11 protein-coding genes are annotated in these 15078 nt (G+C 55.0%); 4 read left to right on the forward strand and 7 right to left on the reverse strand.

Annotated features, from left to right (window positions below; genetic code table 11):
- Position 1 precedes the first annotated feature (1 nt).
- Complete coding sequence (locus CRO08_RS01265) at positions 2–2032, forward strand: NAD(+) synthase (RefSeq protein WP_097034747.1); 2031 nt, start codon at positions 2–4, stop codon at positions 2030–2032.
- 130 nt (positions 2033–2162) lie between these two features.
- Here CRO08_RS01265 and CRO08_RS01270 read toward each other — a convergent pair whose 3' ends face one another.
- The 3 genes from CRO08_RS01270 to CRO08_RS01280 all read right to left on the reverse strand — a co-directional run bounded on the left by CRO08_RS01270 (position 2163) and on the right by CRO08_RS01280 (position 4559).
- Positions 2163–3428 carry an ammonium transporter gene (locus CRO08_RS01270; RefSeq protein WP_072808933.1) on the reverse strand — a complete coding sequence of 422 codons (1266 nt, stop codon included), beginning with the start codon at positions 3426–3428 and terminating at the stop codon, positions 2163–2165.
- A 57-nt stretch (positions 3429–3485) separates the two neighbouring features.
- Positions 3486–3827 (reverse strand): P-II family nitrogen regulator, encoded by a 342-nt coding sequence (locus CRO08_RS01275; protein ID WP_097034748.1) that lies wholly within the window; start codon positions 3825–3827, stop codon positions 3486–3488.
- Between the two features lie 252 nt (positions 3828–4079).
- Positions 4080–4559: a GNAT family N-acetyltransferase gene (locus tag CRO08_RS01280; RefSeq protein WP_097035681.1), complete on the reverse strand. Its 480-nt coding sequence runs from the start codon at positions 4557–4559 to the stop codon at positions 4080–4082.
- A gap of 560 nt (positions 4560–5119) precedes the next feature.
- Between CRO08_RS01280 and CRO08_RS01285 the strand changes: the two genes are divergently transcribed.
- A complete protein-coding gene (locus CRO08_RS01285; protein ID WP_255252196.1) occupies positions 5120–5578 on the forward strand; it encodes a hypothetical protein in 459 nt (152 codons plus the stop codon).
- On the forward strand, positions 5565–5753 hold the full coding sequence (locus CRO08_RS01290; protein WP_072813443.1) for a hypothetical protein: 189 nt from the start codon (positions 5565–5567) through the stop codon (positions 5751–5753). Before CRO08_RS01285 ends, CRO08_RS01290 begins: the two co-directional genes overlap by 14 nt.
- A 65-nt stretch (positions 5754–5818) precedes the next feature.
- Here CRO08_RS01290 and carB read toward each other — a convergent pair whose 3' ends face one another.
- From carB to carA, 3 genes are read right to left on the reverse strand one after another with little or no spacing between them, the layout of a single operon-like run.
- Complete coding sequence (gene carB, locus CRO08_RS01295; RefSeq protein ID WP_097034749.1) at positions 5819–9106, reverse strand: carbamoyl-phosphate synthase large subunit; 3288 nt, start codon at positions 9104–9106, stop codon at positions 5819–5821.
- Positions 9099–10823, reverse strand: a complete 1725-nt coding sequence (locus CRO08_RS01300) for a CTP synthase (protein ID WP_255252197.1) — start codon at positions 10821–10823, stop codon at positions 9099–9101. The genes carB and CRO08_RS01300 overlap by 8 nt, the downstream gene beginning before the upstream one ends.
- Positions 10816–12003: a glutamine-hydrolyzing carbamoyl-phosphate synthase small subunit gene (gene carA, locus CRO08_RS01305; protein WP_097034750.1), complete on the reverse strand. Its 1188-nt coding sequence runs from the start codon at positions 12001–12003 to the stop codon at positions 10816–10818. Before carA ends, CRO08_RS01300 begins: the two co-directional genes overlap by 8 nt.
- Before the next feature lie 526 nt (positions 12004–12529).
- On the opposite strand from carA, the gene purF reads away from it, so the two are divergent.
- Positions 12530–13915 carry an amidophosphoribosyltransferase gene (purF, locus tag CRO08_RS01315; RefSeq protein WP_097034752.1) on the forward strand — a complete coding sequence of 462 codons (1386 nt, stop codon included), beginning with the start codon at positions 12530–12532 and terminating at the stop codon, positions 13913–13915.
- Positions 13916–13946: 31 nt separating this feature from the next.
- Here purF and CRO08_RS01320 read toward each other — a convergent pair whose 3' ends face one another.
- Positions 13947–14954, reverse strand: a complete 1008-nt coding sequence (locus CRO08_RS01320) for an aldose 1-epimerase (protein WP_176495018.1) — start codon at positions 14952–14954, stop codon at positions 13947–13949.
- Positions 14955–15078: the final 124 nt, after the last annotated feature.

A 15078-nucleotide genomic window follows, 5' to 3' on the forward strand; every position in this document is an offset into this window, starting at 1 on the left:
CATGTTTGGATTTTATCGATTCGCATGCGTTTCTCCGGTGTTGAAGGTGGCCGATACCGCCTACAATACCGAGGAAATCATCAGGAGCGCGAAAATTGCTGCCTCTAACGGGGCGGCTTTTGTCGTTTTCCCGGAACTTTGCATTACGGGCTATACTTGCAGCGACTTGTTCCACCAGGAACTGCTTTTGCTGAACAGCACCCGCTCGCTGGTGCGGATTGCGGACGCCTTAAAAGAAAGCGACGCCGTGATTGCGGTGGGCCTGCCTTTGCGCATATTCGGAAGGCTGTATAACTGCGCTGCCTTTGTGCAGCACGGGCGCGTTGTTGCAATTACGCCCAAGATTCACTTGCCGAACCAGCGCGAGTTCTACGAGAAACGGCATTTTTCCAGCGGGCGCGATTTGTTGCGCGGATCGTGTGGAATTTCGGCCGGGAATTCCGCGGGCGCCGTGACGTGCTTTATAGAAGGCGCAGGCGAAGTCCCTGTCACGAATTTCATCACGGTGAAGGGTTCTGGTTCTGAAGTTCGCATAGGCGTGGAACTTTGCGAAGACCTGTGGACGCCTGCGCCACCGAGCGGGGAACTTGCCCTTGCAGGTGCGAACGTCATCGTGAATCTCTCGGCGAGCGATGCGCTGGTAGGCAAGTGCGATTACCGCAGGAACCTGGTGATGAACCAGTCGGCACGCTGCATGGCGGCCTACGTGTACGCCTCTGCCGGAGTGCATGAATCTACAACGGACATGGTCTTCAGTGGCCACCTGATGATTGCAGAAAACGGGAGCATGCTCGCCGAAAGCAAGCCTTTCTCGCGGGAAACTGAAATCGTGTATGCCGATGTGGACGTGGAACGCCTGAATATGCAGCGTCTGAGCGAAGGTTCGTTCCAGGATTTTGACAGCCGTGCCATTATTGCGCGTGCGGCGACTCTTGACTGCCTGCGTGGTTGCAATACGCTCCTGTACCGCTATGTTTCGCCGACGCCCTTTGTGCCAGGGAATACGGAAACCCGCGATACATCTTGCACCGAGATTTTTAACATACAGTGTGCAGGGCTTGCCAAGCGCCTGGAGGCGACCCGAAGCAAGCGTGCTGTAATTGGCCTGAGCGGCGGGCTTGATTCTACGCTTGCGCTTCTTGTGGTTGCGGAAACGTTCAAACTGCTGAACCGCCCTGCAAAAGAAATCCTTGCGCTCACGATGCCCGGATTCGGGACAACACATCGCACCAGGAACAATGCAGTTGAACTCGCGAAACTCCTGGGCGTGGAACTGCGCACCATTGATATCCAGAAGGCATGCCTCCAGCATTTTGCCGACATCGGGCACGACCCGCAAAAGCTCGACGTGACTTACGAGAACGTCCAGGCCCGCGAACGCACGCAAATCCTGATGGATATCGCGAACAGCGAAGGCGGAATCGTTATCGGCACGGGTGACCTCTCCGAAATTGCGCTCGGCTGGAGCACTTACAATGCCGATCACATGTCCATGTATGCGGTGAACTGCGATATTCCCAAGACGCTCGTGCGCCACATTGTGAACTGGTACGCCGACCGCGCTGTTCGCAACCCGAGCGAATTCGGCACGCATCTTGCCCCGAGTGAAACCGGTGCGCATCTTGAAACCCGCGAAAAAGGCGCAGAACTTGCCGCGGTCCTCCGCGACATCCTCGACACGCCCGTCTCTCCGGAACTTTTGCCCGCCGATTCAAGTGGCCAGATTGCGCAAAAGACGGAGAGCATTCTCGGTGCTTACGAACTCCATGACTTTTTCCTTTACCACTTTGCGAAATACGGAGCCTCTCCCGAAAAACTCCGCTACCTCGCGAAATACGCATTTGCAAACAAGCATACTGACGAAGAAATCTACAAGGCGCTCGCCATCTTTATCAGGCGCTTCTTTACGCAGCAGTTCAAGCGCAGTTGCATTCCCGACGGCCCGAAGGTCGGAACCATCTCGCTGTCGCCCCGCGCCGACTGGCGTATGCCCAGCGACGCAAGTTTTGGGGATTGGCTCAAGGAAATCTAATCAAAAAAAATGTATGTATTTATGCCTCCGTGCCGAGGCTTTTTTATTTTAGTCTAAATCGCAAAAACCCCGAGACGTTCGTCCCGGGGCTTCTTCGTTTTGCGGAGTACGTGGATTATGGATAAATGGATTACATGTTGCTGAAGATTTGGAATCCGCTGTAGGATTCTTGTCCGTGTTCGCTTTGGTCGAGGCCGCGGAGTTCTTGCCTTTCCGTGACGCGCAGGCCCATTGTCTTCTTGATGACGAAGAATATCAGGCTAGCGCCGGCGAAGCAGGGTAGGGCGTAGGCGGCAACACCGATGAGCTGCGTGAGCACGCTGTAATCGCCCGTCATGTCAAAGATACCCACGGCAATCGTACCCCACACGCCGTTCACCAGGTGAACAGAGAGGGCGCCGACCGGGTCGTCCAAGTGCAGGCGGTCGAACATGAATACTGCGCCGACTACGAGCACGCCAGCGATGGCACCGATAATCCAGGAAGAGAGCGGGGTTACCACGTCTGCACCGGCTGTGATTGCCACGAGGCCGGCAAGGCATCCGTTGAGAGCCATGGTGGCGTCAGGCTTCTTCGAGACGATCCAGCTCGTGAGCGTTGCGGTAATGATACCTGCGACGGCGGCGAGGTTCGTGGTCACGAGAATCCAGCTAGTGGCCTTCGGGTCGCCACTGAGTGCGGAACCTGCGTTGAATCCCCACCAACCGAACCACAGCATGAATACACCGATGGTTGCAAGCGGGATGTTGTGTGCAGGAATGGCGTGCACCTTGCCGTTCACGTACTTGCCGATACGGGGCCCGAGAATCATTACGCCGGCAAGTGCTGCCCAGCCGCCCACGGAGTGCACGAGGGTAGAACCGGCGAGGTCGTGGAAACCAGCCTTGCCGATGGTCGAAAGCCAGCCGCCGCCCCATGTCCAGCTACCCACAATCGGGTAGACGAGAGCCACGTAGACAATGGTGAAGACCAGGAAGGAATTGAGTTTCACACGTTCGGCCACGGCACCCGAGACAATCGTTGCTGCGGTCGCTGCAAACATTGCCTGGAAAAGCCAGTCTGCAAACAAAGTAAAGTGGCCGTTGTAGGCAGAGGTGAAGCTTGCCGGGTTGGCCCAGTCGCCAATGCCAAAGCCCGCGAAACCGAGAATCCCGTTGAAGGTTCCCGGATACATGAGGCCGAAGCCTAGTAGGGCGTACATCGTGATGCCTATGGCGGGGACCGCGATGTTCTTGAAGGCGACGTTGGCAGCGCACTTGGCGCGCACGAGGCCCGCTTCAACGCAGGCGAATCCAAGACCCATGATGAACACCAGCATGGCGCTGATCATGATCCAGATGTTTTCTGTCATAAAGATTGCGTCGCTGACAGGTACGACTTGTGTAACTTCGTTCATTCTTTAAATCCTTTTGATTGATCTTTCGTCTGTAGGCGCGAAACGCCTTTCTTTCGTCTAACCGATTGCCTCCGGGCCCGTTTCTCCGGTGCGGATGCGGATGCACTGTTCAAGGCTTGTGACGAAAATCTTTCCGTCACCGATTTCGCCGGAGCGCGCGCCCTTGATGATGGCGTCGATGCAGGGCTGCACGAAATCATCGTTTACCGCAATCTTGAGGCAAATCTTCTTGAGCAAATTCACCTCGGTCACCACGCCGCGGAAGCGCTGGTTATAGCCCTTCTGCTGGCCGCAGCCGAGCACGTTGGTAACTGACATCTTGAAAATGTTGTTTTCGTAAAGCGCTTGCTTCACGAGGTTCAGTCGTTCGGGTTGGATGTAGGCCGTAACGAGTTTCATTTTTTTTTGTCCTTGTTTGATTCCAAGGAATTTTGGAATTCACCCCCTCTATGCAAAGAGCGTGCCAAAAAAGAGAAATGCGCGAAATTTCGCGAAAAACGGCGAAATCGCGGGGAAAATGAAAGAAAACTGCGCTGGCTTTACGGATAATGTTTTTCGTTTATTGAATAATATTCAAAAAACGTAAAATTCCTGCCGCGCAAGGACAGGGTGTGACGAATAAAGTAATCTTGTTTTTTTTGCGGAAGAGAATTACAGTTCGTGATAGTACGGGCAGATGTTTTCGTAATGCCCGTTCTTCATTCGGAAACCTTTCGGGATGGTTCCGAGCTGGACAAACCCGAGGCGTTCGTACAGGTGCCGCGCATGCGTGTTGCTTTCGACGACGGCATTGAACTGCAAGACTCCGAAGCCGTGCTTTTTAGCTTGTTCGAGACAGTCCTTCACGAGCATTTCGCCGATGTGCTTGCCCCTGGATTCCGAAGCGACCGCGTAGCTCGCATTTGAAATGTGCCCGCAACGTCCCACGTTATTCGGGTGCAGTATGTACAGCCCGAAAATCTTGCCGCCCTCTTCGGCGACGGCGCAGTAAGTCTGTGCGGCAAAGAACTGCCTGCCGGTTTCGGGCGTGAGCAAGTCCTCTTGCGGGAAGGCGATGCCTTCTTCGACCACCTCGTTCCAGATGCGGATCATTGCCGCAAGGTCCATTTCGTTGTATTGCCTGATAAGCATATTGGAGAACATAGAATTTTTTGTGGACAGCGATGTCAACGGAAAAAAGTTTACATGCAATCGGAACAGTTTTTTTGAAAGTATTTTCTGGAATAGAAAATCCAAAAGGAGTGGTTTTATGAATCATGCTCTATGGACCAGAGTGTCCGTTGGCGTTATTATGGCGTTGTCTGCCGTGACTGAAAGAGTCTAGTTTTCAAGAGGAGAACAAGAGCAAAAACTCTATTTTCATTCAAAATATAGATTATTCCGCTGTCAAAAGGTGACGCTACGCCCGGAAGGCAAGAAAAAAGCGTAAAAAAGCAGATTCCAACCGCCTGCGGGGGTCAATTTTCGTCAAGATTTCCAAAATTTCCGCGAATTTTGCCGATTGTCATAATATGACATTTAAGGAATGTATATTTTAAGCGTGAATTCAAAAGACCCGCAATTTTAAGCTTGTTTGCGGGAAGGAGTAAAAGATGTATAGCGATGCAATAATCGGTGGTGTCGGAATTTGACTGGATGAGATTGTTCCTTGCCTCAAGGACAACGAAACCGGAGAAATCAAGGAAACCGTGGTGTTCAGGATTGAGAGTCGCTCGTTCCTGAAAAAGTTCAACGAAAAGAACGGCTGGGGAATTGACTGGATTGAGGTCCCTAACGATGTTGAAGTGTTTGCTCTCGCCTTGAAGGAAAATAACGAAATTCAGGGGCTGGTCGGGGTGAAAAATGATGAAGGGCCTAAGGCGGCGTACTTGCACTGGGCCTGCACTGCTCCGCACAACAATAAACGTGTATATGGCTCACAGCGCTATAGCGGCGTTGGTGGGCATCTTTTTGCCATTGCCGTTGATAAATCTGTACAATGGGGTTACGATGGCGTTATTTTCGGTTTTGCCCTTAACAAAGAACTGCTAAATCACTATATTGGCGTATTAGGGTGTGCGCATATCGGCGCGCTTCATCCGTATCATTTCATTTTGGGGCCGATTGCTGCAAAAAAATTGTTGGAGACGTACACTTATGAATGGAACTAAGAAGGTTGAGGACATTCTGTCCGATGTACGGATTCCGTTTTCGGCGGTTCCCGACCCGTACAGGAATGCTCCTCCCTGCAAGTTGAACCTGCTAGAACTGGCTCGGTATGCAGACAGGAATGGCAAGGACATCAGTAGTCTTTCTCAAGAAGAAATAGCCCAGTTCAAGATATAGGGTTAGTTAAAGCAAAAAACGCAGGCTCGTGTTGAGTCTGCGCTTTTGGTTTTAAAGGGCGTGGTTTACTTCTTCACGTGCCTGTGGTACTCTTGGAGGCTGCACACTTCGAATCTTCCGAAGTCGTGCTTGTCCATGAGACCTTCCACGGTGGAGGTGAGGGCGGCGATGGTCGTGGTGATGGGGATGCCGGACACGACTGCCTTGGAGCGCATCTGGATTTCGTCAACCATGGCTTCGGCGCCGGTTTCGGTGGTGTTCACGATCCACTGCACTTCCTTATCGTGGATAAGGTCGAGCAGGTTCGGGCGGCCACGGGAGATGCGGAACACGGCGCGGGTCTTGATGCCTTCGTTGTAGAGCATCGTAGAGGTGCCGCGGGTCGCGTACAGTTCGTAACCGAGGTTCACGAGTTGGCGAATGAGCGGGACGGCCTTCTGCTTGTCTTCGTCCTTGAGCGAGACGAAAATGTTGCCCTGGCTCGGGACCTTGTTGCCCGATGCCAACTGGCTCTTGAGGTAGGCAAGACCGCGGTCGCGATCGAGGCTCATAACTTCGCCGGTGGATTTCATTTCCGGAGAAAGCGTGATATCGACACCCGGGAACTTGACGAACGGGAAGACGGCTTCCTTGACGCTCACGTAAGGCACGTGGACTTCTTCGGTAAAGCCAATCTGTTCGAGGGTTTCGCCCAGCATGCAGCGGCTAGCGTAGCTTGCAAGCGGGACGCCGATGGACTTGGACACGAATGGCACCGTGCGGGAGGCGCGCGGGTTCACTTCGATCATGTAGAGTTCGCCATCCTTGACGGCAAGCTGCATGTTCATGAGGCCGCAAACGTGGAGTTCCTTCGCGAATTCCTTGGCGTAGGCGCGGACCTTGTCCTGGATTTCTTTGGAGAGGGTCATCGGCGGGATGACGCTTGCGGAGTCGCCGGAGTGGATGCCTGCGGGCTCCACGTGTTCCATGATGGCGCCTACCACGGTGTGCTTGCCGTCGCTGATGCAGTCCACGTCGAGTTCAGTGGCGTCTTCGAGGAAACGGTCGATGAGGATGGGCTTGCCTTCGCCAATAGCGGCGGCTTCTTCCACGAACTTGCGGAGGTACTTTTCCTTATAGACAATCACCATGCCACGGCCGCCGAGAACGAAGCTCGGGCGCACCAAAACGGGGTAGCCGATTTTCTCGACGATGGCGAGGGCTTCTTCCACGTTGTGGGCGATGCCGCTTTCGGCCTGCTTGATGCCGACCTTGTCAACCAGCTGCTTGAAGAAGTCGCGGTCTTCGGCGAGGTCGATGTCTTCGGGGCTCGTGCCGACGACGTTTGCACCGGCCTTCTTGAGACGCATGGCAAGGTTCAGCGGAGTCTGGCCACCGAATTGCACGATGACGCCGGCGCACTGTTCGCGTTCGTAAATGCCCATCACGTCTTCGAGCGTGAGCGGCTCAAAGTATAGTTTGTCCGAAGTGTCGTAGTCGGTAGAGACCGTTTCGGGGTTGGAGTTCACCATGATGACTTCGTAGCCTTCGCGGCGCAGCGTAAAGGCGGCGTGGCAGCAGCAGTAGTCGAATTCGATACCCTGACCGATTCTGTTCGGACCGCCACCCAGCACCATGATGCGCTTCTTGTGACCATGACCCGGAATTTCGCGGACGGGTTCGCCATTGAAAGGCGCCTGCGCTGAGCCTGTCGAAGCGTAGCAACTGTAGTAATACGGCGTGATGGCTTCGAATTCGCCGGCGCAGGTATCCACGGAGTAGTAGCTCGGAACAAGGCCAATCTGCTTGCGCACCGCCATGACTTCTTCGGGAGTCTTGTGGAACAGGTAACCGATCTGGATATCGCTGTAACCGAGTTCCTTTGCCTGGCGGAAGAGCGGCAGGTCCTTTGCCAATGCTTCCAACGAGCCTGCGGAAAGGATTTCGTCTTCGTAGAGGGCAAGTTCTTCAAGGTGGCGGAGGAAATAGCGGTCAATTTTTGTAATTTCGTACAACTTCTCGACACCCCACTTGCGGCGCAGTGCTTCGTGCAGCACGAAGATGCGTTCGGCGCTCGGGCGGGCGACTTCCTTGGCGAGCGTTTCGTCGTCGTATTCCTTGAACTTTTCGCACTTGGCGCAGGCACCGAATCCGCCGAATCCTGTTTCGAGGGAGCGGAGGGCCTTCTGCATGGCCTGCTTGAAGTTCGTGCCGATGGCCATCGCTTCGCCCACAGACTTCATCTGGGTGCCGAGCGTAGAATCTGCCTTCGGGAATTTTTCGAACGTGAATCGCGGAACCTTCACGACAACGTAGTCGAGCGCCGGTTCAAAGCAGCTCGGGGTCGTCTGCGTAATGTCGTTGCGGAGTTCGTCGAGCGTGTAGCCCACAGCGAGGAGCGCTGCAATCTTTGCGATGGGGAAGCCCGTTGCCTTGGAGGCCAGAGCCGAAGAACGGCTCACGCGCGGGTTCATTTCGATGATGATGCGGCGACCGGTCTTCGGTTCGATTGCCCATTGCACGTTGGATCCGCCGGTTTCGACGCCGATGGCTTCCATGACCTTCAGGGAGTCGTCACGCATGGCCTGGTAGGCACGGTCATCAAGGCTCTGGATCGGGGCGACGGTGATGGAGTCGCCGGTGTGCACGCCCATGGGGTCGAGGTTTTCGATGGAGCACACGATAACGGCGTTGCCCTTCTTGTCGCGCATGACTTCCATCTCGAATTCTTTCCAGCCAAGCAGCGATTCTTCGATAAGGACTTCGTTGTTGAGCGACGCGTCAAGACCGCGGTTCACGATGGTCTCGAATTCTTCAGGGTTGTGGGCGATACCGCCGCCGGTGCCGCCGAGAGTGAAACCCGGACGGATGATGAGCGGCCAGCTTCCGATGGTGTGGGCGATGGCGAGTGCTTCGCTCATGGAGTGTGCAGAACCGGAGCGGGGAAGGTCCAGGCCAATCTTGAGCATGGCTTCTTTGAACAAGTGACGGTCTTCGGCGCGCTGGATGGACTGCGCCTTGGCGCCGATGAGTTCCACCTGGTAGCGGTCGAGAATGCCGCGTTCGTTGAGTTCCATGGCGAGGTTCAAAGCCGTCTGGCCACCGAGAGTCGGGAGCAGTGCATCGGGGCGTTCGCGACGGATGATTTCGTGCAGAATGTCGACGCTCAGCGGCTCGATGTAGGTGCGGTCGGCCATTTCGGGGTCGGTCATGATGGTGGCCGGGTTAGAGTTCACGAGCACAACTTCGTAGCCTTCACGGCGGAGCACCTTGCAGGCCTGCACGCCGGAGTAGTCGAATTCGCAGCCCTGGCCAATCACAATCGGGCCGGAGCCAATGAGCATAATCTTCTTGATGTCGGTACGCTTAGGCATTCTTCTTGCCTCCATTCTTGTCATTCCCGCGGTTATTCTTGTCATTCCCGCGAAGGCGGGAATCTACTTTCTCTTTTGTCATTTTTTTTGATGCGTTTTTCTGTGCAAGTGCCGCTTTTACAAGCCCGCTGAACAGCGGGTGCGGCGCGGTGGGTCTGCTCTTGAATTCCGGATGGAACTGGCAGGCTTCAAAGTAGGGGTGGTTCTTGATTTCCACCATTTCCACGAGCTTGCCATCGGGCGATGTGCCGGCAATCTTGAGGCCGGCCTTTTCGAGTTCCTTGCGGAATTCGCTGTTGTAGTTGAATTCGTAGCGGTGGCGGTGACGTTCGCTGATCTTTTCGCTCTTGTAGAGCTTTGCCGCGTTGGAATCCTTCATGAGCTTGCACGGGTAAGCGCCGAGGCGCATGGTGCCGCCCTTTTCGGTGACGTTCTTCTGTTCGTCCATCAGGTCGATGACCGGGTGGGCCGTCTTTTCGTCGAATTCTGTGGAGTTGGCGTCCTTCCAGCCGAGCACGTTGCGCGCAAATTCAATCACGCAACACTGCATACCGAGACAAATTCCCAGCAGCGGAATCTTGTGCTCGCGGGCATAGCGAATGGCCACGCACTTGCCGTTCACGCCGCGGCTACCGAAACCGCCCGGGATCAGGACGCCGTCAGCATTCTTGATGAGGTTCGGATTCTTTTCGAGTTCTTCGGCCTCGATGCATTCCACCTTCACCTTGGCGTTGTGTTCCATGCCGGCGTGTTGCAGGGCTTCGTGTACGGATTTGTAGGCATCACGGATGGCGATGTACTTGCCCACCAGCGCGATGGTGCATTCGTACTTGGGCTGGGTGGCCTTCTTGACGAGTTTGTCCCATTCGGAGTGGATGATGGGGTGTACGCTCAAGTGGAGCTGTTCAAGCACGCGGAGGTCAAGTTCCTGCTTGGAAAGTTCGCGGGGCACGGCGTACACAGAATCCGTCACGTCCTTTTCTTCGATGACGCATTCGGGTTTTACGTTGCAGAAGAGCGCAAGCTTGTCCAAGTGATCCTGCGGAATCGTCATTTCAGTGCGGCACACGAGAATGTCCGGGAAGATACCGATGTTGCGGAGTTCGGCAACCGAGTGCTGCGAGGGTTTTGTCTTGAGTTCGCCGGCAGCCTTGAGGTAGGGCACGAGAACCAGGTGGACAAAGCAGGTGTTTTCCACGCCGACTTCAAAGCGGAACTGTCTTGCGGCTTCGAGGAACGGGAGCGATTCGATGTCGCCTGCGACACCGCCGATTTCGCAGAGCACGATGTCTGCGCCGCTTTCGGCTGCAGAACGGAAGGCGTCCTTGATTTCGTTGGTGATGTGCGGAATGACCTGCACCGTACCGCCCAGGTACTTGCCGGCGCGTTCCTTCGCGAGCACGGAAGAATAGATGCGGCCCGAAGTGTAGCTGGAGGCCTTGGAACATTGCACGCCTGCGAAGCGTTCGTAGTGGCCCAGGTCAAGGTCGGTTTCGTAGCCGTCGTCGGTTACGAAAACTTCGCCGTGCTGGTAAGGGCTCATGGTGCCCGGGTCCACGTTCAGGTACGGGTCCAGCTTCTGCATGAACACCTTGTAGCCGCGGCTCTTGAGCAGCAGCGCGAGCGATGCGGAGGTGATGCCTTTACCGAGGGAACTGACCACGCCGCCGGTAATGAAGATGTACTTGGTCTGTTTCTTTGCAGTTGCCTTAGCCATTTTTCACCTCCCCGGCGCATTCCTTACCCGCACCATTCATACAAGCGCAATCCTTGCCCGCGCGGGCCTTAAAGTCCAAAATCATTTGTCTGAATTCACCGAACAGGTAGTAGGAATCGTTCGGGCCCGGAGCGGATTCCGGGTGGTACTGCACGCTGAATGCGGGGAGTTCCTTATGGCGGATGCCCTCGACCGTGTTGTCGTTCAGGTTGATGTGCGTGACTTCTACATTCGTGGGGAGCGACGCTTCTTCAATAGCGTAGTTGTGGTTCTGGCTCGTGATTTCCACGGCGCCGGTCTTCAAGTTCTTTACCGGATGGTTGCAACCGTGATGGCCGAACTTGAGTTTGGAAACTTTCGCGCCGAGCGCAAGACCCAAGAGCTGGTTACCGAGGCAGATGCCCATCAGCGGGACCTTGCCCAAAAGCTGCTTTACGACTGCAGCCACTTGCGGGAGGCTGTTCGGGTCGGCAGGGCCGTTCGAGAGGAAAACTCCGTCCGGATTCTTCGCCATAATTTGTTCGTAGGTGGCATTGATCGGAAGCACCGTCACCTTCATGTTTTGTTCTGCGAGATTTCTCAAGATGTTCGTCTTGATACCGAAATCGAGCGCGACCACGTTCAAGTCGCCTTCGGTACTGAACTCGTAGCCCTTCGGGTCGCTGACCTTGCTGGCGTAATCCTGGCCGTCGAGGCCTTCCCATTCTTTCGCTTTCTTAATCGCGTCGGCTTCGCTCATGTCGGTGCCGTCTACGTGGAGGTAAGCTTTCTGTGCGCCGTGTTCACGCAGGTGGATGGTGAGTGCGCGAGTATCCACGCCTGCGATGCCAGGCTTCTTGTGGGCGAGCATGTAGTCGTGCAGGCTCTCTTCGCCGATTTCCTTGCTCACGTCGTCCAGCGAGTTCACGACGATGCCGTTCAGGAACACATCGCGGGATTCGGACTTTTCGAGATTTGCAGCGTATGCGCCGACTTCTGCCGTGGTGAACACCACGAACTGCCCCGCATAGGAGGGGTCCGTCAAAATCTGCTTGTAGCCCGCCATGCCGGTGTTGAACACCGCTTCGCCGACGGTATCGGTAGCCTCTCCAAAGGCATACCCGTGGAACACGGCGCCATCCGCCAGTGCCAAGAACGCTTTCTTCTCGCGTTTCGCTTTCCAGTTGAATTTATCTGTCATATATTGCTCGCTGTGTAATGAAAATCCGGATAAAAATAAAGGCAAAAGCCAGAAGCTTTTGCCAAACGATTGAAAACTTTAAAGACAGGAATGAAAATCAGATGCCCGGGGAGAGTCGCCTGGTTCCGTTGCGAGTGGCTTGCAACGGCGGTACTCATGTGTGCCTCGATGGATTCCGATATTTTCATCGGAACCAAAAACTAGCATTCTGCCAAGGCGTTGGTAAGGCATGAAAAAAGAAAAATTTTTGCGAAATTCGCCCGAAAAGGCCAATTTCTTTACAATTTTTGTATTTTTTGAGATTTATCTTACATAAAATGTAAAGCCGAATTTCGACATTATGCCGGTCATGTTCCAAAATTTTCGGTTATGCGACGCATGCGCCTGCACTGCACCTTTTTTTGCCCCCTCGAACCATAAAATGGCACGATTTTTGCACGCCTGGCGCGTCCGTTTCCCTGCTTGCACCCGAACGGGTGGGCTATGACCTTCGAGGTAGGGGAGACATAAATTTCAGAGAGGCGTTATGCTCGACGAATTACACGAAGAATGCGGCGTCATCGGCATTTACAATGGCGATACCGTCGTGAGGAATATAACCATGGGGCTTTACGCCCTGCAGCACCGCGGTCAGGAAAGCGCCGGGTTCGCGGTCACCGACGGAGACAAGGTTCGCGTCCGCAAGTCCATGGGGCTTGTATCCACCCTCCTCCGGGAACACAACATCGACGAATTTGACGGCTTTGCTGGCATTGGCCACGTGCGTTACAGCACTACCGGGGCATCGACCCTCGCCAACGCCCAGCCGATTCTGGTGAGTTGCAAGTGGGGGCAGCTCGCGGTGGCCCACAACGGAAACATCACCAACGCCACCGAACTCCGCGCCGAAATGGAAAGCGAAGGGCACATTTTCCAGACCACCTCCGATTCCGAAATTCTCTTGCACGAAATCGCCCGCACCGAGGCGGACTCCCTGGGAGAGGCCATCAAGAAAGCCATCACGAAATTCACGGGCAGTTTCTGCCTCGTGTTTATCAGCAAGGACACCATGTTCGTGGCCCGCGACGGCTTCGGGTTCCGCCCGCTTTCGCTTGCCCGCATGGGCAAGGCCTGGTGTGTCGCCAGCGAAACCTGCGCATTTGACCTGCTGGGTGCAAACTACGTGCGCGACATCCAGCCCGGCGAGTTCTTGACCATCACCCAGAACGGGCTGCACTCCGAGCGCTTTACCCACAAGGACAGGCTGGCCCATTGCATTTTCGAGTACATCTACTTCAGTCGCCCAGATTCCAAGATTTTCGAACAAAGTTGTGACAAGATTCGCCGCAAGATGGGAAAGCAACTTGCGAAGGAATGCCCTGTAGATGCAGATATCGTGATTTCTGTACCCGACAGCGCAACCACGGCTGCGTTAGGTTATTCGCAAGCCAGCGGCATCCGCTTTGAAATCGGGCTTCTCCGTAACCACTACGTGGGCCGCACCTTCATTGACCCTACACAGAACGTGCGCGAGCAGAAGGTCAAGCTCAAGTTCAACCCCATCGAGGGCGTGCTCAAGAACAAGCGCGTGTGCGTGGTGGAAGATTCCATCGTTCGCGGCACGACGCTCAAGATTCTTTCCCGAATGTTGCGCGACGCGGGCGCTCTCGAAGTCCACATCCGCATAGCATCGCCTCCGGTGGCGCACCCCTGCTTCTTTGGCATGGATTTCCCGAGCCAGGGCGAACTGGCCGCAAGCTCCATGACTCCCGACGAAATCGCCAAGATGCTGGGCGTCGAAAGCCTCGGCTACCTGAGCGTCGAGGGCATGAAGGAATGCACCGGCGAGGGCGAGCATTACTGCGCCGCCTGTTTCGACAACAACTATCCCGACTACATCGGAAGTGATTTGACAAAGACCCGGTGCGGGTAAGTGTGCGAGGCAAACTTCGTTTGCCGAAGGATTACTTGTATTCCGCGCCGAAGGTAAACGTGCGTTTTTCGCCGGGCGGGATTACGATGAGTCCGCGGTGGTGATTCAGTGCGTCGGGCTCCGATGTCATGGGCTCGATGGCGATGCTCTCGCGGGTCGGGGGCGTGTAAATCTGGATGGCGTTGTACTGCCCGAGGCGGGAGTCCTGCCAGATGGTGAGCTTGCCGTTCTTGCCTTCGAGCGTAACGACGCCTCTTCCTGCTTCTCCCGGATTACTGTTGTCCACGAGGCAGAAGCAGTCGTTGATGAACTCGTCGTTAATCTTGCGGCCTGCAGTAAAGCGCGTGTCCGCATGGAAGTTGCCCGTCGGGAGGTCTGCGCTGTCGAGTTCCGCAAGGAGCGATTCCGGGAGTGTCATTACCAGGTCGTTGATTTTTTCGCCCAGCATGTAGTACGGGTGCCAGCCTTCGGAATAGGGCATGTCCGTTTTGCCCGTGTTCTCTACGGTCGATTCAACCTTGTAGGTGTTCCCGGAGAACGTTATTTTGTTTGTAGCGCGAAACGGGAAGGGGAATCCCGCGAAGGCACCCGGCCAGTCGCAGGTAAAAACGGCAGAGCAACTTTCGTTATCGCTTTCGAAACGCTCGAATTTCCATTCCTGGTTCTGCAAAAAACCGTGCAGGGCGTGCGGGGCCCAGCTTACGTTGTTGATGAGCTGATAGGTGTTCCCGAGCCAGGTAAACTTCGCGTAGGCGGTGCGCCCGGGGTAGGGGGCTAGCCTGCAGCCCGCGTTGGTGTCTGGGCCCATCTTGAAGATGTCGTCGCCTTCGCGGTAACCGTAGAGCAGGTCGAGCGTTTTTTTGCCGGCGCTAGCCTCGGGTGATTTGCCCGCGGAGGCAAAGTTTGCGACGGGGATGCGCCAGGCGTTGAGCCCGCCGCCGTAGCCCGAAAGGATTTCGAATTCAGCGCCGTCGTCGCGCTGGAGGACAAAACACTGCACTGTGCCGATAGGGCGGGAAATCAGTTTGAAGTTGCTCATGTTTTTTAAGATAGAAAAAAGGTCACTAGTCATTGGTCAATAGTTGCTGGTTCTTATGGTCGCGCCGAAGGCGCCATTTTTTTTACTAATGACTAAGGACTAACTACTAATAACTATCTTTATG

It is taken from the genome of Fibrobacter sp. UWT3 (genome assembly GCF_900230125.1).
GTDB lineage: Bacteria > Fibrobacterota > Fibrobacteria > Fibrobacterales > Fibrobacteraceae > Fibrobacter.

What these genes read in the sequence shown, in the direction of transcription:
- CRO08_RS01275 (WP_097034748.1), bottom strand. Translation starts at nt 3,827, where the DNA reads ATGAAACTCGTTACGGCCTACATCCAACCCGAACGACTGAACCTCGTG.
- CRO08_RS01280 (WP_097035681.1), bottom strand. Translation starts at nt 4,559, where the DNA reads ATGCTTATCAGGCAATACAACGAAATGGACCTTGCGGCAATGATCCGC.
- carB (WP_097034749.1), bottom strand. Translation starts at nt 9,106, where the DNA reads ATGCCTAAGCGTACCGACATCAAGAAGATTATGCTCATTGGCTCCGGC.
- purF (WP_097034752.1), top strand. Translation starts at nt 12,530, where the DNA reads ATGCTCGACGAATTACACGAAGAATGCGGCGTCATCGGCATTTACAAT.
- CRO08_RS01320 (WP_176495018.1), bottom strand. Translation starts at nt 14,954, where the DNA reads ATGAGCAACTTCAAACTGATTTCCCGCCCTATCGGCACAGTGCAGTGT.
- CRO08_RS01300 (WP_255252197.1), bottom strand. Translation starts at nt 10,823, where the DNA reads ATGGCTAAGGCAACTGCAAAGAAACAGACCAAGTACATCTTCATTACC.
- CRO08_RS01270 (WP_072808933.1), bottom strand. Translation starts at nt 3,428, where the DNA reads ATGAACGAAGTTACACAAGTCGTACCTGTCAGCGACGCAATCTTTATG.
- CRO08_RS01290 (WP_072813443.1), top strand. Translation starts at nt 5,565, where the DNA reads ATGAATGGAACTAAGAAGGTTGAGGACATTCTGTCCGATGTACGGATT.
- carA (WP_097034750.1), bottom strand. Translation starts at nt 12,003, where the DNA reads ATGACAGATAAATTCAACTGGAAAGCGAAACGCGAGAAGAAAGCGTTC.
- CRO08_RS01265 (WP_097034747.1), top strand. Translation starts at nt 2, where the DNA reads ATGTTTGGATTTTATCGATTCGCATGCGTTTCTCCGGTGTTGAAGGTG.